The 21032-nt window shown below is 59.3% G+C and carries 21 protein-coding genes and 2 pseudogenes; 7 read left to right on the forward strand and 16 right to left on the reverse strand.

What is annotated here, in order from left to right; translation table 11 throughout:
* Positions 1 to 33: 33 nt before the first annotated feature.
* Complete coding sequence (locus AC3IX4_RS11100) at positions 34 to 1374, reverse strand: GntT/GntP/DsdX family permease (protein ID WP_489260567.1); 1341 nt, start codon at positions 1372 to 1374, stop codon at positions 34 to 36.
* Between the two features lie 139 nt (positions 1375 to 1513).
* Here AC3IX4_RS11100 and AC3IX4_RS11105 point away from each other — a divergent pair, with 139 nt between their 5' ends.
* Positions 1514 to 1651 (forward strand): hypothetical protein, encoded by a 138-nt coding sequence (locus tag AC3IX4_RS11105; protein WP_489260568.1) that lies wholly within the window; start codon positions 1514 to 1516, stop codon positions 1649 to 1651.
* A gap of 90 nt (positions 1652 to 1741) precedes the next feature.
* Positions 1742 to 2044 carry a DUF1883 domain-containing protein gene (locus AC3IX4_RS11110; protein WP_489260569.1) on the forward strand — a complete coding sequence of 101 codons (303 nt, stop codon included), beginning with the start codon at positions 1742 to 1744 and terminating at the stop codon, positions 2042 to 2044.
* A gap of 42 nt (positions 2045 to 2086) precedes the next feature.
* Here the strand turns inward: AC3IX4_RS11110 and AC3IX4_RS11115 are convergent, their stop codons facing one another.
* Positions 2087 to 2392 carry an XRE family transcriptional regulator gene (locus AC3IX4_RS11115; protein WP_489260570.1) on the reverse strand — a complete coding sequence of 102 codons (306 nt, stop codon included), beginning with the start codon at positions 2390 to 2392 and terminating at the stop codon, positions 2087 to 2089.
* 1 nt (position 2393) lies between these two features.
* Entirely contained in the window at positions 2394 to 2768 is a 375-nt protein-coding gene (locus tag AC3IX4_RS11120; RefSeq protein ID WP_489260571.1) for a type II toxin-antitoxin system RelE/ParE family toxin, read from the reverse strand.
* Between the two features lie 308 nt (positions 2769 to 3076).
* On the opposite strand from AC3IX4_RS11120, the gene AC3IX4_RS11125 reads away from it, so the two are divergent.
* Positions 3077 to 3373 carry a hypothetical protein gene (locus tag AC3IX4_RS11125; protein ID WP_489260572.1) on the forward strand — a complete coding sequence of 99 codons (297 nt, stop codon included), beginning with the start codon at positions 3077 to 3079 and terminating at the stop codon, positions 3371 to 3373.
* Positions 3374 to 3396: 23 nt separating this feature from the next.
* On the opposite strand, the gene AC3IX4_RS11130 is transcribed toward AC3IX4_RS11125, so the two are convergent.
* The gene (locus AC3IX4_RS11130) at positions 3397 to 3942 is read right to left on the reverse strand and encodes a hypothetical protein (protein WP_489260573.1); all 546 of its coding nucleotides are present in this window, start codon (positions 3940 to 3942) and stop codon (positions 3397 to 3399) included.
* Between the two features lie 152 nt (positions 3943 to 4094).
* A pseudogene (locus AC3IX4_RS11135) lies at positions 4095 to 4217 on the reverse strand (DUF899 family protein); the annotation flags it as partial.
* A gap of 92 nt (positions 4218 to 4309) precedes the next feature.
* Here AC3IX4_RS11135 and AC3IX4_RS11140 point away from each other — a divergent pair.
* Positions 4310 to 5287, forward strand: coding sequence for an IS5 family transposase (locus tag AC3IX4_RS11140; protein ID WP_489256974.1), 978 nt, complete (start codon positions 4310 to 4312; stop codon positions 5285 to 5287).
* A gap of 146 nt (positions 5288 to 5433) precedes the next feature.
* On the opposite strand, the pseudogene AC3IX4_RS11145 reads toward AC3IX4_RS11140, so the two are convergent.
* The 7 genes and pseudogenes from AC3IX4_RS11145 to AC3IX4_RS11175 form a co-directional block, all read right to left on the reverse strand.
* Positions 5434 to 6042, reverse strand: a pseudogene (locus tag AC3IX4_RS11145) (DUF899 domain-containing protein); the annotation flags it as partial.
* A gap of 127 nt (positions 6043 to 6169) precedes the next feature.
* On the reverse strand, positions 6170 to 7258 hold the full coding sequence (modC, locus tag AC3IX4_RS11150) for a molybdenum ABC transporter ATP-binding protein (protein WP_489260574.1): 1089 nt from the start codon (positions 7256 to 7258) through the stop codon (positions 6170 to 6172).
* A gap of 3 nt (positions 7259 to 7261) precedes the next feature.
* Positions 7262 to 7942: a molybdate ABC transporter permease subunit gene (modB, locus tag AC3IX4_RS11155; protein ID WP_489260575.1), complete on the reverse strand. Its 681-nt coding sequence runs from the start codon at positions 7940 to 7942 to the stop codon at positions 7262 to 7264.
* Positions 7942 to 8709 (reverse strand): molybdate ABC transporter substrate-binding protein, encoded by a 768-nt coding sequence (gene modA, locus AC3IX4_RS11160; RefSeq protein ID WP_489260576.1) that lies wholly within the window; start codon positions 8707 to 8709, stop codon positions 7942 to 7944. Before modA ends, modB begins: the two co-directional genes overlap by 1 nt.
* A 261-nt stretch (positions 8710 to 8970) precedes the next feature.
* On the reverse strand, positions 8971 to 9627 hold the full coding sequence (alkB, locus tag AC3IX4_RS11165) for a DNA oxidative demethylase AlkB (protein WP_489260577.1): 657 nt from the start codon (positions 9625 to 9627) through the stop codon (positions 8971 to 8973).
* A gap of 9 nt (positions 9628 to 9636) precedes the next feature.
* Entirely contained in the window at positions 9637 to 9804 is a 168-nt protein-coding gene (locus AC3IX4_RS11170; RefSeq protein ID WP_489260578.1) for a hypothetical protein, read from the reverse strand.
* 33 nt (positions 9805 to 9837) lie between these two features.
* The gene (locus AC3IX4_RS11175) at positions 9838 to 10140 is read right to left on the reverse strand and encodes a DUF1883 domain-containing protein (protein WP_489260579.1); all 303 of its coding nucleotides are present in this window, start codon (positions 10138 to 10140) and stop codon (positions 9838 to 9840) included.
* Between the two features lie 159 nt (positions 10141 to 10299).
* On the opposite strand from AC3IX4_RS11175, the gene AC3IX4_RS11180 reads away from it, so the two are divergent.
* Positions 10300 to 10650 (forward strand): hypothetical protein, encoded by a 351-nt coding sequence (locus tag AC3IX4_RS11180; protein ID WP_489260580.1) that lies wholly within the window; start codon positions 10300 to 10302, stop codon positions 10648 to 10650.
* Between the two features lie 67 nt (positions 10651 to 10717).
* Here the strand turns inward: AC3IX4_RS11180 and AC3IX4_RS11185 are convergent, their stop codons facing one another.
* The 4 genes from AC3IX4_RS11185 to metH all read right to left on the reverse strand — a co-directional run bounded on the left by AC3IX4_RS11185 (position 10718) and on the right by metH (position 17420).
* The gene (locus AC3IX4_RS11185; RefSeq protein WP_489260581.1) at positions 10718 to 11212 is read right to left on the reverse strand and encodes a DUF934 domain-containing protein; all 495 of its coding nucleotides are present in this window, start codon (positions 11210 to 11212) and stop codon (positions 10718 to 10720) included.
* On the reverse strand, positions 11196 to 12854 hold the full coding sequence (locus AC3IX4_RS11190) for a nitrite/sulfite reductase (protein WP_489260582.1): 1659 nt from the start codon (positions 12852 to 12854) through the stop codon (positions 11196 to 11198). The genes AC3IX4_RS11185 and AC3IX4_RS11190 overlap by 17 nt, the downstream gene beginning before the upstream one ends.
* Before the next feature lie 444 nt (positions 12855 to 13298).
* Entirely contained in the window at positions 13299 to 13517 is a 219-nt protein-coding gene (locus AC3IX4_RS11195) for a DUF2970 domain-containing protein (RefSeq protein WP_489260583.1), read from the reverse strand.
* A gap of 195 nt (positions 13518 to 13712) precedes the next feature.
* On the reverse strand, positions 13713 to 17420 hold the full coding sequence (metH, locus tag AC3IX4_RS11200) for a methionine synthase (protein WP_489260584.1): 3708 nt from the start codon (positions 17418 to 17420) through the stop codon (positions 13713 to 13715).
* A gap of 156 nt (positions 17421 to 17576) precedes the next feature.
* Here metH and AC3IX4_RS11205 point away from each other — a divergent pair, with 156 nt between their 5' ends.
* Together AC3IX4_RS11205 and AC3IX4_RS11210 are read left to right on the forward strand one after the other, a co-directional pair.
* Positions 17577 to 19871 (forward strand): fatty acid cis/trans isomerase, encoded by a 2295-nt coding sequence (locus tag AC3IX4_RS11205; protein WP_489260585.1) that lies wholly within the window; start codon positions 17577 to 17579, stop codon positions 19869 to 19871.
* A 113-nt stretch (positions 19872 to 19984) separates the two neighbouring features.
* Positions 19985 to 21031, forward strand: a complete 1047-nt coding sequence (locus tag AC3IX4_RS11210; protein WP_489260586.1) for an acyltransferase family protein — start codon at positions 19985 to 19987, stop codon at positions 21029 to 21031.
* Position 21032 lies beyond the last annotated feature (1 nt).

The raw sequence follows: 21032 nt of genomic DNA on the forward strand, positions 1-21032 counted from the left end.
CTTTAAACGATCAGGCGGAAAATTGGGGTGGTATCAAACAAATTGCGAAAGCAGCAGGGTCAGGCCCAGCGCAACCAGTGAGGCCAGTACAGTGGCCGAGGTGAATTTCTTCAAGGCCTCGGTCAGCGAGACCCCCAGGTATTCCTTGACCACCCAGAAGGCGGAGTCTGTCACGTGGGTCCAGCCGATGGCGCCGGCACCGATGGCAATACAGATGATCTCTTTGCTCACGGTCGGGTGGGCGCCCAGCATCGGCAGCACCATGCCTGCGGCACTGATCATAGCCACGGTGGCCGAACCGACGGCGAAGTGCATCAGCCCTGCTACCAGCCACGCCAGGACGATGGGGTTCATGTTCAGTTGGCCCAAGGAGCCGGCCAGCGCGTCACCCACGCCGCTGTCAATCAGGATGCCGTTGAAAGCGCCGCCAGCACCGATAATCAGCAGAATGCTGGCCAGCGGCGGGAAGCTCTTCTGGGTGTGCACGAGCAAGTCAGGCATGCTCAGGCCACGGCGCAAGCCCAGTGCCCAGTAGGCGAACAGGACGGCCACGGACAGTGCAATCAAGGGCGTTCCCAGAAACGTAATCACGCTAAAGGCCAGGGAATCATGGGGCAGGGCGGGTGCGAAGCTTTTGCCCACCATCAGGATCAGTGGCAACAGGATTGCCAGCAGCGTCACGCCAAGGCCTGGCAATTCACGGCTGCTGCGGTCTTCGCAATGCTCTTCCAGAAAGGCTGCCTGGCTGGCGGGTGCTTCGCTCTTGCAGACCAGTTTGATCCACAGCGGGCCGGCAATGATGGCAGTCGGCAGGGCTACGATAAGACCGTACATGATCACCTTGCCCACATCAGCGCCCAGCATGCCGGAAATGGCCATGGCGGCAGGGTGCGGGGGCAACATGCAATGCACGGCCATCAACGACACGGCCAACGGCACGCCCAGGTACAAAAGATTGATGCGGGTCTCTTTGGCGACGACGTAGATCAGCGGAATGAGCAGTACGAATCCCACTTCGAAGAACACCGGGATGCCGGCGATAAACCCGACCAGCATCATGGCCCAGGACGCACGTTCCTTGCCCAGCGCATTCAAGAGCGTCTGTGCAATACGCTCGGCGCCACCGGACTCTTCGAGCATTTTGCCGAGAATACCGCCCAGGCCGATAATCGTTGCCAGGAACCCAAGCGTTCCACCCACACCTTTTTCAAAGGCACTGGCGATCTGCGCCAGCGGCATACCGGACCCCAGGCCCACTACAAAACAGGCGGCGGTCAAGGCTAGGAAAGCGTGGACGCGAACTTTGACGATGAGAAAAACAATCAGAATGATGGCGGCAAACAGCACCATCAATAGAGTGGGACCACTGTGCATGGCATCTCCGGGAGCAGTTTTTATTGTTGAACTTTGTGATCGGGATCACTGACTTCCAGCATTAGAGGCCAGTACACAGGGGCTGACAAAGGATGGATTTTCAGGGTATGGGTGATGTGAGGTCATCTATGAGGGCTGTGTGCAGCCGACAGTCCTATTGCTTGATGAGCGGTTGAGCACCCTGCAATGCTGGGGTGCAGTACTGGTCATGGGCGGTCTTTTGATCAACGTGTTCGGCGAAAGGGTGCTGAGGCGTTGGGTGGCCTCGCAAGCCTGATACCACTGGGCTTGCGGGCGTCGCCAGCAGCGGGCAAATGCACTACCCTTGGCGCCATTGTTTGATTGATCGACGGATTCTGAACTTTCCATGAAATACATCCACCAGCGCGAACACCTTGGCGAAGACGATATCGTGATCATCGAGAGCTCGCAGCGCTGCAATATTCGCTTGATGAACGACGCTAACTTTCGCAGCTTCAAGAATGGTGGCCGCCATACCTACCATGGCGGCGCGTTCGAGAAGTTTCCTGCCAAAATCACCGTACCCAGCACCGGGTACTGGAATATCACGATTGATACCGTTACTGCGCGGCCAATCAGCGTCACCCGCAAACCCACGCTCAAATACAACATCAAGATCGTGCGCAAGACGGTTTCGCCGCTGCGGTGAGTCGCAAATTCGGGGCCTTTTCAGGGCCCCGATGGCGATCACTTAACTTGAAAAGTTCTCGATCTTCACTTGCCCTTCAGGAAAGGTGGCGATGATTTCCAGCTCACCTCCCATCGCTCGAATGTAATCACGCAGCGTACTGATGTACATGTCCGTCCTGCGCTCCATCTTCGAGACGGCGGCCTGATTGATCTGCAGCGTTTTGGCCAGCATTTGCTGGCTGAGTTGTTGCGCCTGGCGCAGCTCATGCAAGGGCATCTCGGCCCGCAGTTGTTGATAGCGAGCGCTAACGCGGGCTCTGGATTCGGGTGAACGATCTGCAACCAGATCGGAAAACTTTTTAGTCATATCATTTCCCTCTTTTCTTCAAGGCCATCAGATGCTCGTCGTAGAGCCGTTCTGCCATTGGCACATGTTCCTCATACCAGCGACCCTGGCCGGTTTTGTCGGCGCCTATCAGCAGCAATGCGCAGCGGCGTGGGTCGAAGGCGTACAACACTCGATAAGGCCGGCCTGCATGCTGCACCCGTAGCTCACGCAACGTGCCGTGCCGGGAGCCTTTAATGTTGCTGCTGTGGGGGTAGCCCAGCTGCGGACCCAAGTCGCTCAGCAGCAACACCGATGCTTCGACCGAGTCTTGCTCGAATTCACTCAGGCTGCGCCACCATCGCTCAAACTCATCGGTGTACTCAATTTCCCACCTTAGGTGAATTATTCCGTCCATGGAATATAACCTCAAAAGAATAAAAGCGTGAATTTTATTTGAAGGCCCAGCCGCACTGCGGCCCTTGGAGTGGACCTTACTGCGTTACGTCGCTGAGCTTAGTCATTGATTTTCTGGAGATATCGAGAAGAAATCCGCGCTTACAGTTTTCAGGCCTCGGAACAGGCGCGAGTGAGTGCCACGTCACTGTGCAAGGCAGTGAGAGGCTGTCGACAGTTTCAGGCATCACCTGCCCAACGGCGATACCCGGGTCAGGAATAGGGCTACAGTTTCAGTAGCCTTTCAGATCCTGTGCCATGGAGAACACCATGCGTTTTCGTAGCTGCGTCGCGGCTGTCGGGTTGGCGTTGATCTGCAATAGCGCGATCACAATCGCTGCGACAGAGGATGATCAAATGGCCGATGCCTGCATCGATGCCGCGGCCAAGCAATACGATGTGGACACCAACGACATCGCCCTGGACCCCACCGCGAACACCGATGACGGGTATGCCATCGATGGCATCGCCGACAAAGGTAGCGAAGGCAAGAAGAGCTTTTCTTGCCGGTTCGATAAGCAGCAACTCTTGGAGGAGGTTCGGGCGCTGACGTCGGACGATGAGTAATGCCCTCGCTTCAGGGTGGCGAATCAGTGAAGGTGAGTTCGGACAACGTGACCGTCGGCGGTGTCCAACAAGGCCACGATATGCAGGGTTATTGAAGTAGGTTCGCCATTGGCGTCCGTGACGTATGAGTGCCAGCGCGAGTCGGTGATGGCTTGTCGGTTGTAGAGGCGTAAGGCGCTGTCATTGCGACTGTGGTTGATCAGGTTCACTTCCAGCGTATGGCCGACCATTTCAGGTGAGGGAACTATCAGCCCATCTGAAACCGGTGACTGCAATTTCCAGTGGTGCCCCACCTGGTAAGCACCGATGTAGCCGTTATCACTCGCCGCCAGAGCAAAGTTAGGTGACTTGATCAGGTAGCACTGTTTGCCAACATAAATAAAGTCAAAGGCCAGGTCTTGGAATTCACACGCGTAATAATTGTTTGACGTGGCATGTAGCCAGCCTTGTGAACTGCTCTTGTGGCTGCCGGCAACATACGGCGTGCTCAAGTGTTCAAATCTCAGTTGGGCCCCGACGCTGGCCAGGCTGACTTGGGCTCTAAACGATGGTGTTTTTTGATTATTCATCGCTGTTTCCGAATGAGTAGAAGAGTTGCTTGAAAATCTCCCGACTGGCCATCGGCGTCAACTGTCAGAAATAGCAGGTCAAGCGGCTGGCCGCGCGTAAGGCGGTCAGCCGCTACCGGCTGCAGCTGTTGTTCAAGGCTCAGTTGTATTCATCAGTGACAGCACTTGTTCGCCTGGGCGCCTTCGTAGCGATCATGGTGGCGCACCCAATCCATGATTTCGCCCTCATCACGACCTTTGGGCATTAAATCGAGAAAGTTGTAAGTGCCCACTAAGGAGACGCTGCATAAATAGCCAACCGCCCCCGACCCTTGGCACACTACACACCTTCAGCCAGCCATCCTCTTCGTGAGCCTCGTTACCCGACATGCAGAAGACCTTCTCCGAACTCGAATACGCCGGCAAGAAAAAGCGAACGCGCCGCGATCGTTTCCTGACTGATATCGAGCAGTTGGTGCCCTGGGCGCAGTTGGAGGCGCAGGTGGCGCCGTTTTACGGCGACACCACAGGCAAGCGCGGGCGCCCCGCGATTGGGTTGTCGCGCATGCTGCGCATGTATGTCGTGCAGCAGTGTTTCGGTTTCTCCGATGAAGGTACCGAAGATGCTGTTTACGACAGCCAGGCCATTCGTGGATTTATGGGCATTGACCTGGGCCGCGAGTCGGCACCGGACGCCACTACCTTGCTGCGTTTTCGCCGCTTGCTGGAAACCCATCAGCTGACACGGGTGCTGTTTGAAACGATCAACCAGCATCTGGCCAATCGTGGTCTGTTGCTCAAGGAAGGCACCATTGTCGATGCCACCCTGATCGCCGCACCGCCCTCGGTCAAGAACCGAGAAGGCAAGCGCGACCCTGAGATGCATCAGGCCAAAAAAGGCAATCAGTGGCACTTTGGGATGAAGGCCCACGTTGGCGTCGACGCCACGTCGGGGCTGGTGCACAGCCTGGTGGGGACGGCGGCCAACGTGGCCGATGTCACCCAGGTCGACAAGCTGCTACACGGTGCCGAAACCTATGTCTCGGGAGATGCTGGATACACCGGTGCGGACAAGCGAGCGGAGCATGCTGAACGGGACGTTATCTGGTCGATTGCAGCACGGCCAAGCAGCTACCAGCATCACGGCAAAGACAGCGTGCTGTACAGGGCCAAGCGCAAGATCGAATACGCCAAGGCGCAACTGCGTGCCAAGGTAGAGCATCCGTTCCAAGTGATCAAAGTGCGCTTCAATCATCGCAAGGTGCGTTACCGCGGGCTGGAAAAGAACACCGCGCAGTTGTTTAGTCTGTTCGGGTTGGCCAATCTGATGCTGGCCAAGCGGTATTTCCAGCGCATGGCGGGATAAATCCGTCTGAAAGGCGGGGTTGGCCCGCTAATTAGCAAAATGGGGCCTGAAATCGGCCCCAGAAACGTGGAATAAGACCGGTAGGGCGAAAAAACCGGTTTGAAAATGGGGCTCGGTATGAATCGGTGATTTGTTCAGCGTCTCCCTAATATGTCCAGGCCGCGAGCGTAAGTTGAATACGTGTGGAAAATCTCACCCTTGTCATCGCGATAGAACACGCTCAAACCCGGCATCTGGTCTTCACTTTTGGTCGGCTCATAGTTGTAGGTGAACGTGCCCTCGGCCCGTTGCGCGGGGCTGGCTGAAACCTGGAAATCCTCGTTGAAGTCGCAGCCATTAGACGAGACCCAGGCAAACTTCCACCCCATGCGTTGCTTGAACGCCTGGAATTCGGCGAAAGGCGCCTGGGAGACGGCCACCAGTGAGACATCGTGGTGGGCCAAGTGCAGGTTGGCGGCATCGAAGTGGTCAGCCACAAAAGAGCAGCCTGTGCAGCCTTCCTCCCAGCCGGGGCCAAACATGAAGTGGTAGACGATCAATTGACTGCGCCCGGCGAATAGATCGGCCAGGCTCAAGCTGCCGTCTGCGCCTTCAAAACGGTAAGCCTTGTCCATCTTCACCCAGGGCAGGGCACGGCGGGCGGCGCTGAGTTCGTCGCGCTGATGAGTAAAAGCCTTTTCGTGCAGCAATAACTGTTTGCGTGCAATCAGCCATTGCTCTCGGGATACCACTTGGGATTGCTTGAGATCACTCATGACAGTTCTCCGGTTGGTCCTGACCTGTGGTCGCTTGGCTGGTCGTGGATTCGACAGTCTTGCAGACCGCTGGTCTGCTCAATGGGGCCTACGAGCTATGGACCACGAACAAGGCACGAGGTGCACATCAGGCGAGCACCGCCACCGCCTTGATCTGTGCCCAGATCGCCTGGCCGGTTTGCAGCTGCAACTGATCGCAGGAATAGCGTGTGACCCGGGCCAGCAGCGGCGTGCCTTGGGCATCGAGACTGACCAGCACATGGGCGCTGTTGTCGGCCAGACGTTGCCCGGTGACCACCACGGGCAGGCGATTGAGAATGCTGCTCTGGCTGTCCGGCTCCAGGCTCAGGCTGATATCCCGAGCCTGGACTTTGAAGCGCAGCCGCGTGCCGACGGGCAAGGCGGTGTGGGCGACGCGAACCTGAGACTCGCTGTTGGGCAACGACAGGCTTAGCAGTTGGTAACTGTGATCAAAGGCACTGACGCGGCCTTCGATGACCACACCAGCATCGTCCCCCAGTGCCAGGGGCAGGTCCAGGCGCGCCAGGGTCTGGCCGATAGGGCCGCTGGCTTGTACTTTGCCCTGGTCGATCAGCACCAGGTGATCGGCCAGCCTTGCCACTTCATCGTGTGCATGGCTGACGTAGACCACCGGGATCTCCAGTTCGTCGTGCAGGCGTTCCAGATAGGGGAGGATTTCGCGTTTGCGCTGGCTGTCGAGCGCGGCGAGGGGTTCATCCATCAGCAGCAGGCGCGGGCTGGTCAACAGTGCCCTGGCAATGCCCACACGCTGGCGCTCGCCACCGGACAGATTGCCCGGGCGGCGTTCGAGCAAATGGCCGATGCCAAGCAATTCGCAGGCCTGCGCCAGCTCGACTTTGCGCGAGCTGGGTGCAATGCGCTTGAAGCCGAACTCCAGGTTGCCACGCACCGAAAGATGCGCGAACAAGCTGGCCTCCTGGAAGACATAGCCGATAGGCCGCAGGTGCGGCGCGATGAAGTGATTGCGCTGGCTGTCTTGCCAGACGTCGCCATTGACCTCGATATAAGCATTGTCGGCTTTCTCAAGCCCGGCCAAGCAACGCAGGCAGGTGGTCTTGCCGGAGCCGGACGGGCCGAACAGGGCGCTGACACCGCGCCCCGGCAACTGCAAATTCACCTCCAGGTCGAAGTCGGGGTAGGCCACCTGCAGGCGCGCCAGAATCTGTGCAGCCATGAGTCAACTCCAGGTGGTTCTGCCTTTGCGGCTGCCATACAGCGCCAATAAGACCAAGAAAGAAAACACTAGCATGGCGCCTGCCAGCCAATGGGCCTGGCTGTACTCCAGGGCTTCGACATGGTCGTAGATCTGTACTGACACCACCCGGGTGCGCTCCGGGATATTGCCGCCGATCATCAGCACCACGCCGAATTCGCCCACCGTATGGGCAAAGCCCAGGATCGAGGCGGTGATGAATCCCGGACGTGCCAGTGGCAAAACGACAGAAAAAAAGGTGTCCCAGCGGTTCGCACGCAAGGTTGCGGCAACCTCAAGCGGGCGATTGCCGATGGTGGTGAAAGCGTTCTGCAACGGTTGGACGACGAAGGGCATGGAGTAGATGACCGATCCAATCACTAGCCCCGTGAAACTGAAGACCACGGTCCCCAGGCCCAGGGCCTGGGTCAACTTGCCGATGAAGCCATTGGGGCCTAGGACCAATAGCAAGTAGAAGCCGATGACCGTCGGCGGCAGCACCAGAGGCAGTGCCACCACGGCCCCGATGGGCCCCCGCAACCAGGAACGGGTGCGCGCCAGCCACCAGGCGATCGGTGTGCCGACGACCAACAGGATCAGGGTCGTCAGCGACGCGAGCTTGAGGGTCAGCCAGATCGCGCCCAGGTCAGCGGAGTCCAGCGGCATCAGATTTCGTAACCGTAGGATTTGATAATGGCAGCGGCTTTCGGCCCTTTGAGGTAGTCCATCAGTGCTTTGGCTGCCGGGTTGTCCTTGCCTTTGGTGAGGATCACGGCGTCCTGCTTGATCGGGTCATGCAGCTCGGCGGGTACGATCCAGGCCGAACCATTGGTGACCTTGCCGTCCTTGTAGATCTGCGACAAGGCGACAAAACCCAACTCGGCATTGCCGGTGGAAACAAACTGGAAAGCCTGGGTGATGTTCTGGCCGGTGACCAGCTTGGCCTGAGTTGCATCGGTCAGCTTGAGCTTGGACAGCATCTGGGTGGCCGCCAAGCCGTATGGAGCGGTCTTGGGGTCGGCGATGGAGAGGTGCTTGTACTCGTTTTTCTTCAGCACTTCACCCTTGGCGTCGACATAACCTTCCTTGGCCGACCACAGGGCCAGGGTGCCGGTGGCGTAGGTGAAGCGCGAGCCGGCAACGGTGTCGCCTTCTTTCTCAAGCTTGGCCGGGGTGCTGTCATCGGCGGCCAGGAACACTTCGAAGGGAGCGCCATTCTTGATCTGGGTATAGAACTGCCCGGTAGCGCCGAAGGCGGCCACCAGCTTGTGCCCGGTGTCTTTTTCGAAATCTTTGGCAATGGCCTGGATCGGCGCGGTGAAGTTGGCGGCGACCGCCACCTGGACATCATCGGCCGATGCCTGGGCACAGGCCATTGCAGCGAACAGGGCAGTGACGCCCAAAGTAGCGAAACGTGGGGCACGCATACTCATCAAGTAGCTCCGCAGAGGCTGTTGGCGAGCGCACAATGCATGCCCGCCAGGAGGGTAAATCGCTATGTAGGTAAATATATAGCGATTGGCCGGCAAACGGAATGGGGCTGTGTGTTGCGCCGGACTCAGCCGGTGATGCACCCTGTAGGAGCACGGCTTGCCGGCGATGGCATCACCGCGGTATATCAGGCAAGCCGTGGTGATGCCATCGCGGCTAAAGCCGGCTCCTACCCCGAAGCGGTGAGTTCAAACATCTGGCGGCTAGTGTGCCTTGCGCATGGTGAGGTTGATTCGCTGGGCGCCCATGACCGGGTGTACGCCTTCCTTGATGGGCAGGATGCCGTGATAGCGCAGGCGGTCGACCCCACCCCACACGGCGACATCGCCGTGCAGCAGGGGGATGCGTTGCGCACGGTCGCTGCGTTCGTCGCCGCCGAACTGGAAGACAGCCGGCAGGCCCAGGGATACGGAAACGATAGGGTGGGCGAAGTCGGCCTCGTTCTTGTCCTGGTGTAGGGACACGCGAGCGCCGGGTACATAGCGGTTGATCAGGCAGGCATCGGGGACGAAAGCGTCAAAACCCGCGGCCGCGGCGGCAGCGCCGGCCAGCTCGCGAACTGCGTCGGGCATCACCGGCCATGGCCGTTCGGTTTTCGGGTCGATGGCGCTGTAGCGATAGCCGCTGCGATCCGAGGTCCAGCCCCAGTCGCCACAGTTGCTCAGGGCCACGGACATGGTGAAGCCGCCCGGTGTGATCATGTAGCGAAACGGAGACTGGCGCAGGACCTGGCGCAGGGCTGGCAGCAAGGTCTCGACCCAGGGCAGGGCGAATCCTCGCAGCAGCCAGGACTGCGGCCCCAAGGCAATCCGCTGGGCGGGTTGCTCGGTGTCGCTGCTGGCGAACAGGTCCAGGGTCATGGAGACGACCTAGAGCGCCTTGCTGATACGAATATCGGTGATGCCATCCAGGCTGCCGTGGATTTTTTCCAGCGCTGCCTTGGCTTCTTCTTGCGAGTTGGACGTCAATTGCGCGAACTCGAAGCGTTGTTCACCGTCGAGTTTGTATTTCACAACGTATTTGGTGGTGCCTGTCACGGTAATACCTGCCTGGGTGAGTGGAGCCGCGGCTCAGGACAGCCGGGATGAGGAGCGGCGAACAATCTTGATCGAATGGGTAAAGCTGCTTTTGCCTGCCGCCGAGGACAGCTTGGTGCCGGCCGTATCGATGGTGATATTCCAGAAACCGGTGCTGGGCGCGGTGATCTTGGCCGGGAACGTGTCAAAAGCGCCGCCATGATAGCTGTGCCGGCCGCCGTTTTTGAAACTGCGGAAGTTGGCATCGCTCATCAGGCGAATATTGCAGCGCTGGGAGCATTGAATGACGACCAGGTCGTCTTCATTGAGGTGCTCGCGCTGGTGTACGAATTTCATTCAGCTCTCCGGGAACGAGGGTGCGGTCAAGGGTGAAAGATACCACGCAGCCGCCTCGAGCGCCGTGGCCAGGTGACGGTTGCAAGATAAATAGGTCCGCGAAGGGAGAAAATCTGCCTTTTTGTGGTCAGAGATCTTTTACCCATGGAGTTGTATTTGATGAGGTGGGCTTTACTGGCGCTGGCTGTGGCGCTGACCGGTTGCGCAAATGTCTCTGACATAGAACAGAGCCATGAAACGATGAGTGTCATTTCCGGCAAGAAGCCAGAGGTTTACGCCAAATGCCTGGTCGATAAACTGGCGACCACGCGCGATCCTTCGGTGATCGAACCGCAGAAGGAGGGTGTGCGGGTGATTGTGCCGCAGAAATTTTCGTCAGGCCCGGCAGCGCTGATCGATATCAGCGAACGCTCGGGTGGCAGCAGCATCAAGGTGCATGAGCGCATGTCTAACATGCCATTGCGGCCGGGGGATGTGCAGACGGCGGCGACGGAGTGTATTTCCGGCTGATGTGGTGTTCTTGAATAATTCGCGGTGGTCCGGCATTCCGGACCACCGCGATTGCTTTAAGGCAGTATCAGCGGCGACGGAACAGCGGCAAAGGCTCGTCGGCCGCAGCTTGATAGGTCACCGAGAAATCCTTCAGGCTTTGCAAGGCTTCCTCAGGACTCTTGTCGGCGCGAATGGCGAACGCATCGAAACCGCAGCGGTTCAGGTAGAACAACTGGTCGCGCAACACATCACCAATCGCTCGCAATTCACCCTTGAAACCATAACGGTCACGCAGCAGGCGCGCGTTGGAGTAGTTGCGCCCGTCGGTGAAGGCCGGGAAGTTCAGGGCGATGACCTGGAAGTTGCCAACGAATTCGCCAATCTCTTCGGCTTCTTCATCACTGTCCAGCCAGATGCCCAGGCCGCCATCGCGGGCCTTGAGCATGTGGGCATGGTCGCGCCACATCTGCAGCGGCACGATGTAGTCGTCGCAGTTGGACAGCTCGTCGATGTTGAAGTCCTTGGGCAGCAGGTGCCAGGTTTCGTCGACCAGCTGGTTGTTCTTAATTATTCGCTGCATAGACGCGCTCCTTGAAAGGGTCGATGCCAATACGTTGATAGGTGTCGATGAAGCGCTCGTCTTCGGTACGTTTTTCGACGTAGACGTCGATCAGCTTCTCGATCACATCCGGCATCGCGTCCTGGGCGAAGGAGGGGCCGAGGATCTTGCCCAGGCTGGCGTCACGGCTGGCGCTGCCACCCAGGGATACCTGGTAGAACTCTTCGCCTTTCTTGTCCACGCCCAGAATGCCGATATGACCGACGTGGTGGTGGCCGCAGGCGTTCATGCAACCGGAAATGTTCAGGTCCAACTCGCCGATGTCGAACAGGTAGTCCAGATCGTCGAAACGACGCTGGATGGATTCGGCAATCGGGATCGACTTGGCGTTGGCCAGCGAGCAGAAATCACCGCCAGGGCAGCAGATGATGTCGGTCAACAGGCCAATGTTCGGCGTAGCGAAGCCGTTTTCACGCAGCTCAAGCCACAGGGCGTGCAACTGGCTCTGCTCGACATCAGCCAGGATCACATTCTGTTCGTGGGAGGTACGCAGCTGGCCGAAGCTGTAGCGATCGGCCAGGTCGGCGATGGCGTCCAGCTGTTTGTCGGTGGCGTCGCCTGGGGCAACGCCAGTCGGCTTGAGCGATAGGGTGACGGCAACGTAGCCTGGCTTCTTGTGGGCCAGCACGTTGCGGGTCCGCCAGCGGGCGAAACCAGGGTGTTGCTCATCCAGTTGAGCGAGTTCGGCGCTGATGTCGTCCAGGACTTTGTATTCTGGGTCGACAAAGTGCTTGGCCACGCGCTGTACTTCGGCGTCGGTCAGCGTAGTGGCGCCACCGCGCAGGTGGGCCATTTCGGCCTCGACCTTCTCGGCGAACACCTGAGGGGTAAGCGCCTTGACCAGGATCTTGATCCGGGCCTTGTACTTGTTGTCGCGACGACCGTAGCGGTTGTAGACGCGCAGGATGGCGTCCAGGTAGCTGAGCAGGTCTTGCCACGGCAGGAATTCATTGATGAAGGCGCCGACCACTGGGGTCCGGCCCAAGCCACCACCCACCAGTACGCGAAAGCCCAGCTCACCGGCTTCGTTGCGCACAGGCTCAAGGCCGATGTCGTGCACTTCGATGGCAGCACGGTCGCTGGACGCGCCATTGATGGCGATCTTGAACTTGCGCGGCAGGTAGGCGAACTCAGGGTGGAAGGTGGTCCACTGACGCACCAGCTCGCACCAGGGGCGCGGGTCGACCAGCTCGTCGGCAGCGACACCGGCAAACTGATCGGTGGTGACGTTGCGCAGGCAGTTGCCGCTGGTCTGGATGGCGTGCATCTGCACGGTGGCCAGCTCTTCCAGGATGTCCGGGATGTCTTCCAGGGCCGGCCAGTTGTACTGGACGTTCTGGCGCGTACTGATGTGGGCATAGCCCTTGTCATAGTCGCGGGCGATTTTCGCCAGCATCCGGGTCTGCCGGGAGGTCAGCTGGCCATATGGCACGGCGACTCGCAGCATCGGCGCGAAGCGCTGGATGTAGAGGCCATTTTGCAGGCGCAGCGGGCGGAACTCTTCTTCACTGAGCTCCCCAGCCAGATAGCGGCGGGTCTGATCACGGAACTGCTTGACGCGGTCCTCGATGATCCGTTGATCGTACTCGTCGTAAACGTACATATAGATCCTGTTCTCAGGCTGGTTACAGCTGTCTGCGCGCACGGCCGCGCACTCCCTGCGGAGCGAGCGAAAGATACCAGTTTGGAGTTATGCGCAAAAGTGAAGTTTTTGAATATGAAAAGAGCGGAATGATCTAAGCGAGCGTTATCTTCTTACTTTTGGTTTCTTTGTCTTCTGGAGCGGCGAATACCCACGCTTGAGTAATGGACAATGCTGAACTTAACTCAGGGCGTGATGTGCATTCTCCGACAAGAAATCACAAGAGGCGGTGCAATGGGCAATTCTACCAAGGCACGAAAGAATGACAGCAGCGTCGATGCTTGGGCGATTCTGTTCCTGATCATTCTGGTCGTGTCGACAGCGGTGTTCTGGGTCAGCCATCAATAGCAAACCGTAAAAAGCAGGGACGGCCTTCAGGAGTGATCCTGAGGGCCGTTATGCGTTTCAGGCCTGGACCAGGTGCAACACCAGGTTAACGACGCCGATCAGGACCAGCACGAAAATCACCGTGAACAATACGCCCACGGCAATAAAGTGACCGGGTTTGCCGTGGGTGAAATCACGGGCGCGATTTTTCGAGCTTTGCACCCCGAAGGCTGCGGCGATGACGCTGTGTAGCACTTGCCAGAAGCTGGGGGGCTTGGGCTGGGCGGGATCTTCCATGAGTGTCTCCGCATGCGGATGGTCCCACAACTCTAGCAGCTTGCCTCGCCCATGTAGGCGCGGCGGTTTGTCTGGCGGGTTGCGGTGTGGCCTTCGCAGTGGTCCGGCATTCCGGCAAGCCTGGCTCCTACAGGGTCGGTAGGAGCAGGCTTTAGCCGCGATGAACACGCCGCGGTTTGGCTGATGGATTGCGAATCAGTTGTCGTAGCCCAGGTTAGGCGACAGCCAGCGTTCGCTGACGTTCAGGGCCTGGCCCTTGCGCTCGGTGTAGCTCTGGACCTGATCCTTGTCGATCTTGCCGACGGCGAAGTACTGGGCCTGAGGGTGGGCAAAGTACCAGCCGCTGACCGCCGCTGCCGGGAACATGGCGAAGTGATCGGTCAGGAACACGCCGCTGGGGCCGGTTTCGCCGATGGCGGTGCCGTCGAGCAGGCGGAACAGGGTGGCTTTCTCGGTGTGGTCGGGGCAAGCAGGGTAGCCAGGTGCCGGGCGAATACCGCGGTATTGCTCCTTGATCAGCGCTTCGTTGTCCAGGTGTTCGTCCTTGTCGTAACCCCAGTAGTCTTTGCGCACTTGCTGGTGCAGCCACTCGGCGCAGGCTTCGGCCAGTCGGTCGGCCAGGGCCTTGACCATGATCGAGTTGTAGTCGTCGCCCGCGTCCTGATAAGCCTTGGCCACTTCCTCGGCGCCAATGCCGGCGGTGGTGATGAAGCCGCCGACATAGTCGGTCACGCCGCTGTCCTTGGGCGCGACGAAGTCGGCGAGGGAGAAGTTCGGCTTGTTGTCCGGCTTGATGGTCTGCTGGCGCAGGTGATGCAGGAGAGCCAGCGGCTGACCGTCGTCGCCGTAGACCTCGATATCGTCATGATTGACCTGGTTGGCCGGCCAAAACCCGAATACCGCACGGGCGCTGATGAGTTTTTCATCGATCAACTTGCGTAGCATCTCCCGGGCATCGGCGTACAGCACAGTGGCTGCTTCCCCCACCACTTCGTCGGTGAGAATGCGCGGGAACTTGCCGGCCAGGTCCCAGGAAATGAAGAACGGGGTCCAGTCGATGTACTCGGCCAACACGTTGAGGTCAATGTCGTCCAGCACCTTGGCGCCCGTAAAGCTTGGCGTCGCAGGCGTGTATTGGCTCCAGTCGAACTTGGCCTTGGCGGCAATCGACTTCTCGTAGCTCAGGCGTTCGGTGCGTGCGCTGCGGTTGGCGGTACGCTCGCGCACTTCGATGTAATCCAGACGCGTGCGCTCGACGAAGCCGGGCTTGAGTTCCTTGGACAACAACTGGGTGGCCACGCCGACGGCTCGGGAGGCGTCGGTGACGTAGATCACTGCATCGTTGCTGTACTTGGGCTCGATTTTCACCGCCGTGTGCGCCTTGGACGTGGTCGCGCCGCCGATCATCAGGGGCAGGTGGAAGTCCTGGCGCTGCATTTCCCGAGCCACGTGGACCATCTCGTCAAGCGATGGGGTGATCAGGCCGGAAAGCCCGATGATGTCGCATTTTTGCTCGCGCGCCACCTGCAGGATCTTCTCGGCCGGCACCATTACGCCCAGGTCGACGATGTCGTAGCCGTTACAGCCCAGCACCACGCCGACAATGTTCTTGCCGATGTCGTGCACGTCGCCCTTGACGGTGGCCATGAGGATCTTGCCCTTGGCCACTGGCTTGTCGCCTTTTTCTGCCTCGATGAACGGGATCAGGTGAGCAACCGCCTGCTTCATTACACGGGCAGACTTCACCACCTGGGGCAGGAACATCTTGCCGGCGCCGAACAGGTCGCCAACGATGTTCATGCCGCTCATCAGCGGGCCTTCGATCACCTCGATCGGGCGCGCCACCTGCTGGCGGCACTCTTCGGTGTCTTCGACGATAAAGGCGGTGATGCCCTTGACCAGCGCATGTTCCAGGCGCTTGACGACCGGCAGCGAACGCCACTCTTCGTTCTCGACTTCCTTGACCGCGCCGCCACCCTTGTAGTCGTCGGCAATTGCCAGCAGGGCGTCGGTGCCTTCAGGGGTGCGGTTGAGTACGACGTCTTCGACCCGCTCGCGCAGCGCCTTGGGGATCTCGTCATAGATCTCCAATTGGCCGGCGTTGACGATACCCATGGTCAGGCCATTCTGGATCGCGTGGTAGAGGAACACCGAGTGAATCGCCTCGCGTACCGGGTTGTTGCCGCGGAACGAGAACGACACGTTGGACACGCCACCCGAAGTCAAAGCATGGGGCAGGTTGTCGCGGATATAGGCACAGGCCTCGATAAAGTCGACGGCATAGTTGTTGTGCTCTTCGATACCGGTGGCCACGGCAAAGATGTTTGGGTCGAAGATGATGTCTTCGGGCGGGAAGCCGACTTCATTGACCAGAATGTCGTAGCTGCGTTGGCAGATTTCACGCTTGCGCGCCGCGGTATCGGCCTGGCCGACTTCGTCGAACGCCATCACCACCACGGCCGCGCCATAGCGCTTGCACAGCTTGGCGTGATGCTTGAACGCCTCGACGCCTTCTTTCATCGAGATCGAGTTGACGATGCCCTTGCCCTGGATGCACTTGAGGCCTGCCTCGATCACTTCCCACTTGGAGGAGTCAATCATGATCGGCACCCGGGAAATGTCCGGTTCGCCTGCGATCAGGTTGAGGAACTTGACCATGGCCGCCTGGGAATCGAGCATCCCTTCGTCCATGTTGATGTCGATGATCTGTGCGCCGGCCTCGACCTGTTGAAGCGCGACTTCCAGCGCTTCGGTGTAGTTTTCTTCGCGGATCAGCCGGGCGAACTTGGCGGAGCCGGTAATGTTGGTGCGTTCACCGACGTTGACGAACAACGAGTTGCGGTCGATGGTGAACGGCTCCAGGCCCGACAGGCGGCAGGCCTTGGGAATATCGGGGATCTCGCGCGGCGGGTACTTGGCGACCGCCTCGGCAATGGCCTGGATGTGCGCGGGCGTGGTACCGCAGCAACCGCCGATGATGTTCAGAAAGCCGCTGGCCGCAAATTCCTCGATGACCGCGGCGGTTTCTGCCGGGGTTTCGTCGTATTCACCAAAGGCGTTCGGCAGGCCCGCGTTGGGGTGTGCCGAGACGTGGGTACCGGCCTTGGTGGCCAGTTCTTCCAGGTAGGGGCGCAAATCCTTGGCGCCCAGGGCGCAGTTCAGGCCGACGGAAATCGGGTTGGCGTGGCGCACCGAGTTCCAGAACGCTTCGGTGGTCTGCCCCGACAGGGTGCGGCCGGAAGCGTCGGTGATGGTGCCGGAGATCATGATCGGCAACTCGACGCCGTCTTCGTCGAACACCTGCTGTACAGCGAAAATCGCCGCCTTGGCATTGAGGGTGTCGAAGATGGTCTCGATCAGGATCAGGTCGGCACCGCCTTCGATCAGGCCACGGGTGGCCTCGGTGTAGTTCTCCACCAGTTCATCGAAGGTGACGTTGCGATAGCCCGGATCGTTCACATCGGGGGAGATCGAGCAGGTGCGGCTGGTTGGGCCGAGCACGCCGGCGACGAAGCGTGGACGGTCCGGGGTTTCCAGGGTCTTGGCATCCGCGACGCGACGGGCCAGGCGGGCGCCTTCGACGTTCAGCTCATACGCCAGCGATTGCATGCCGTAGTCGGCCTGGGACACTTGGGTGGCGTTGAAGGTGTTGGTTTCCAGGATGTCGGCACCGGCATCCAGGTAGGCTTTCTCGATGGAACCGATCACGTCGGGGCGCGAGAGGATCAGCAGGTCGTTGTTGCCTTTGACATCGCTCGGCCAGTCGGCGAAGCGCGTGCCACGATAGTCGTGTTCCTCCAGGCGGTAACTTTGGATCATAGTCCCCATGCCGCCATCTAGAATCAGGATGCGCTCTTTGAGGGCTTGCTGAAGTGCTTTAAGACGAGCGCTGCGATCGGACATAGGGCTACCTGGTAGGGCGAATAACAAAAAAGATGCGAAATCATAACAAACCCGCGCGCTTTTTAAGCCTGTTACGCATTTGCATGAATTCGGCTCATGTTGAGCAGGGCAGCCCCAAGGTAGAATCGACCGTCACTCACATCAGGACACCGGCACATGCATCGTCTGCTTGCCAGTTTGGCCTTGCTGCTTGTGAGCAACCTGGCACTAGGGAGTGCTCCACTTTCCAGTCCCGAGATTTCCTACACGCGGGACATTCAGCCGATCTTCACCGAGAAATGCGTGGCGTGCCACGCCTGCAATGACGCGGCGTGCCAGCTTAATCTGGGCAGTGCCGACGGCGCGGCCCGAGGGGCGTCTAAAGTGCCGGTGTACAAGGGCGATCGCACCGTAGCCGAAGCACCAACACGCTTGTTTTATGACGCTGAAGGCCCTGACGCCTGGCGCCGCAAGGGCTTTTATTCGGTGCTCGACAACCCGTCCAGTCAAGCGTCGTTGATGGCGCGCATGCTCGAGCTTGGCCATCGCACGCCCTTGCAACCCAATGCCAAATTGCCTGGCGACATCGTGCTGGGCCTGAACCGTGAAAACATTTGCCCTTTGCCTCGCGAATTCGACGCCTATGCCGGTGCTCACCCCAAGGAGGGCATGCCGCTGGCGGTGACCGGCTTGACCGATGCCCAGTACCAGACCCTGCAGCGCTGGCTGGCAGCCGGTGCGCCGGTGGAGATAGATCCGATCCGGCCGAGCGCAACGGAAACTGCGCAGATTGCCCAATGGGAAGCGTTGCTCAATCGCCCTGGCTCCACCGAGGACCTGGTAGCACGCTGGCTCTATGAGCATCTGTTTCTGGCGCATATCTACTTCACCGACGGCCAGCCGGGCCACTTCTTCCAGTGGGTGCGATCGCGCACGCCCAGCGGCCAACCGGTGGACCTGATCGCCACGCGCCGGCCCAACGATGACCCCGGCAGCGAGTTCTACTATCGGCTGATCCCCGTGCGGGGCGTGATCGTGCATAAAACCCACATCACCTACCCGATGGGGCCCAACAAGCTTAAGCGCGTCAAGCAGCTGTTCTACAGCGGTGACTGGCATGCCACGGCGCTGCCGGGGTATGGCCCGCGCCGGCGGGCCAACCCGTTCGAGACCTTCGAAGCGATCCCGGCCGTGGCGCGCTACCAGTTCATGCTCGATAACGCTGAGTACTTTGTCCGTACCTTTATTCGAGGCCCGGTTTGTCGCGGGCAGATCGCCACCGATGTGATCCGCGACAACTTCTGGACGCTGTTCCAGCAGCCGGCTCATGATCTCTACATCACCGATGCCAACTATCGCGGTCAGGCCACGCCGTTGCTGGCCATGCCGGGGCAGATCGATGATGTCGGCAGCATTCTGTCGCTGTGGCATGCCTATCGGGACAAGCGCAACGACTATGAATTACTGCGCCGTGAAGCCTATGCCGACCTGCCACCGCCCAGTTGGTCGACGCTGTGGGCGGGTAACGACAACGCGCTGTTGACCATTTTTCGGCATTTCGACAGCGCCTCGGTCAGTAAAGGCCTGGTCGGCGACGTACCCCTGACGATGTGGCTGTTCGATTACCCTCTGTTCGAGCGCACTTATTATCAGTTAGCCGTCAATTTCGACGTGTTCGGCAATGTCTCGCACCAGGCGCAGACCCGACTGTACTTCGACCTGATCCGCAACGGCGCGGAGGTCAACTTCCTGCGGCTAATGCCGGCCGACAAGCGCGCCAAGATCCTCAGCGACTGGTACCAACACAGCGGCAAGATCAAGATGTGGCTCGATTACGAGAAGATCGACACCGACACGCCGACAGGCCTGGTGCTGGACGAGCACCACCCCAAACGCGATTTCGGTCTCAAATTGGTCGAGCGCACCGGTAGCCTGAATGCTCGGCCGGACCCGATCAATCGTTGCCAGGGCGCGTATTGCTCGAGACCAAACATCAGTGAAGAGTTCCGTAACGCCGAACAAGCGCTTAGTCGGCTGGTGTCGCGCCCGGCAGCGGGGCTCAAGGTCATTGGCCAATTGCCCGAGGCGACCCTGCTGCGAATCCAGGGCAGCGACGGCAAGCGTGAGGTCTACAGCCTGTTGCGCAACCGTGCCCACAGCAATGTGGCGTTCATACTGGGCGAGGCCTATCGCTATCAACCGGGTCTGGACACCCTGACGATGTACCCGGGCGTCATGAGCAGCTACCCCAACTTCATGTTCACTATCACCACCGAGGATGTACCCGAGTTCGTCGAGGACATGGAACTGGCCAAGTCGCCCGAGCAATTTGAGCGGATCGTCCAGCGCTGGGGGATCCGTCGCAGCCATCCGCAGTTCTGGCAGTATTTTCATGACCTCAATACGTATATCAAGGAAACCGAGCCGGTGGAGTCCGGGGTGCTGGACATGAATCGCTACGAGAACCTGTAAAGACCGCCCGGCAGCCCGACTGACCTTTTCCTGCCCATCACAGTCAGACCCCCTACGCGACCCGGCCAACCCGCCGGGTCAGGTCAAAATGAACAGGCAGTCAGGGGTTCAGGATGCTGTTTTCGCTTCAGGCTTTAAGGGCACTGGCTGCGTGGGTGGTCGTTTGTCATCACTTCATGCAGATTTTCTTCGATTTTCATGCATCGAGCCCGCTGGGGCAGTTTTTCGTCGATCGCGGAGCTGTTGGCGTTGATGTGTTCTTCGTCATCAGTGGCCTAGTGATTTATCTCTCGACCCAGGACAAAGACATTCCGGCGGGGCGCTTTCTGCTCAATCGGGCCATTCGCATTGTGCCTGCCTATTGGCTTTACACCCTGCTGATGGGGTTGCTGCTGGTCTTTGCCAGCCAGTGGATGCCGCACCAGGCCATCGACTTCCGGCATTTTGTGCTTTCTCTGCTGTTTATTCCGGCCGAGAACCCCGGTGGCTATGGCCTGTACCCGACACTCAATGTCGGCTGGACCCTCAACTACGAGATGTTCTTTTACCTGTTGTTCTCGCTGGTGTTCCTGGTGCCGCAGCGTCACCGGCCGCTGATCATTGCCGCCGCATTGTTCGCGGTGAGTGAAGTGCTGACGCGTTACGGCGTGATCAGCCATTTCTATCGCAACAACATCGTCTACGAGTTCCTGTTTGGCGTGGCGATCGGCGTGGTTTACCGTCGGGGTTGGATTCCCGAGGGGTTCTGGGTGCCACTGCTGGCGATTGCAGGTGCGGTGCTGGCGATCTATCACCTGGACGCTTCCGAGCGCATGCTGCACTGGGGCGTGCCCAGCGCGATCATCGTCATGGCCTGCGTTTCGCTGGAGCCTTACTTCAAGGGCAACCGGATGCTCAAGAGCCTGGGCGACTGCTCCTATTCGGTGTATCTGATTCATGTGCTGGTGCTGTACGGCGGTTGGTTCGCCAGCGAGCATTTCGACCTGAACCCATATGCTGTGTTCGCCGTCTGTGTGCCGTTGATTGCGCTGGCATCGAGGGGTAGCTACGTGCTGATCGAGAAGCGCCTATACCACAGCATCAAGGGGTGGCTGGACAGCCGCTGGGCAGTACCGGCCCCAGTACCGGCCTCAGCACCGGTATCCCGACAAAATTACTAGG

The sequence above is a fragment of the Pseudomonas sp. KH_021 genome, from assembly GCF_057838865.1.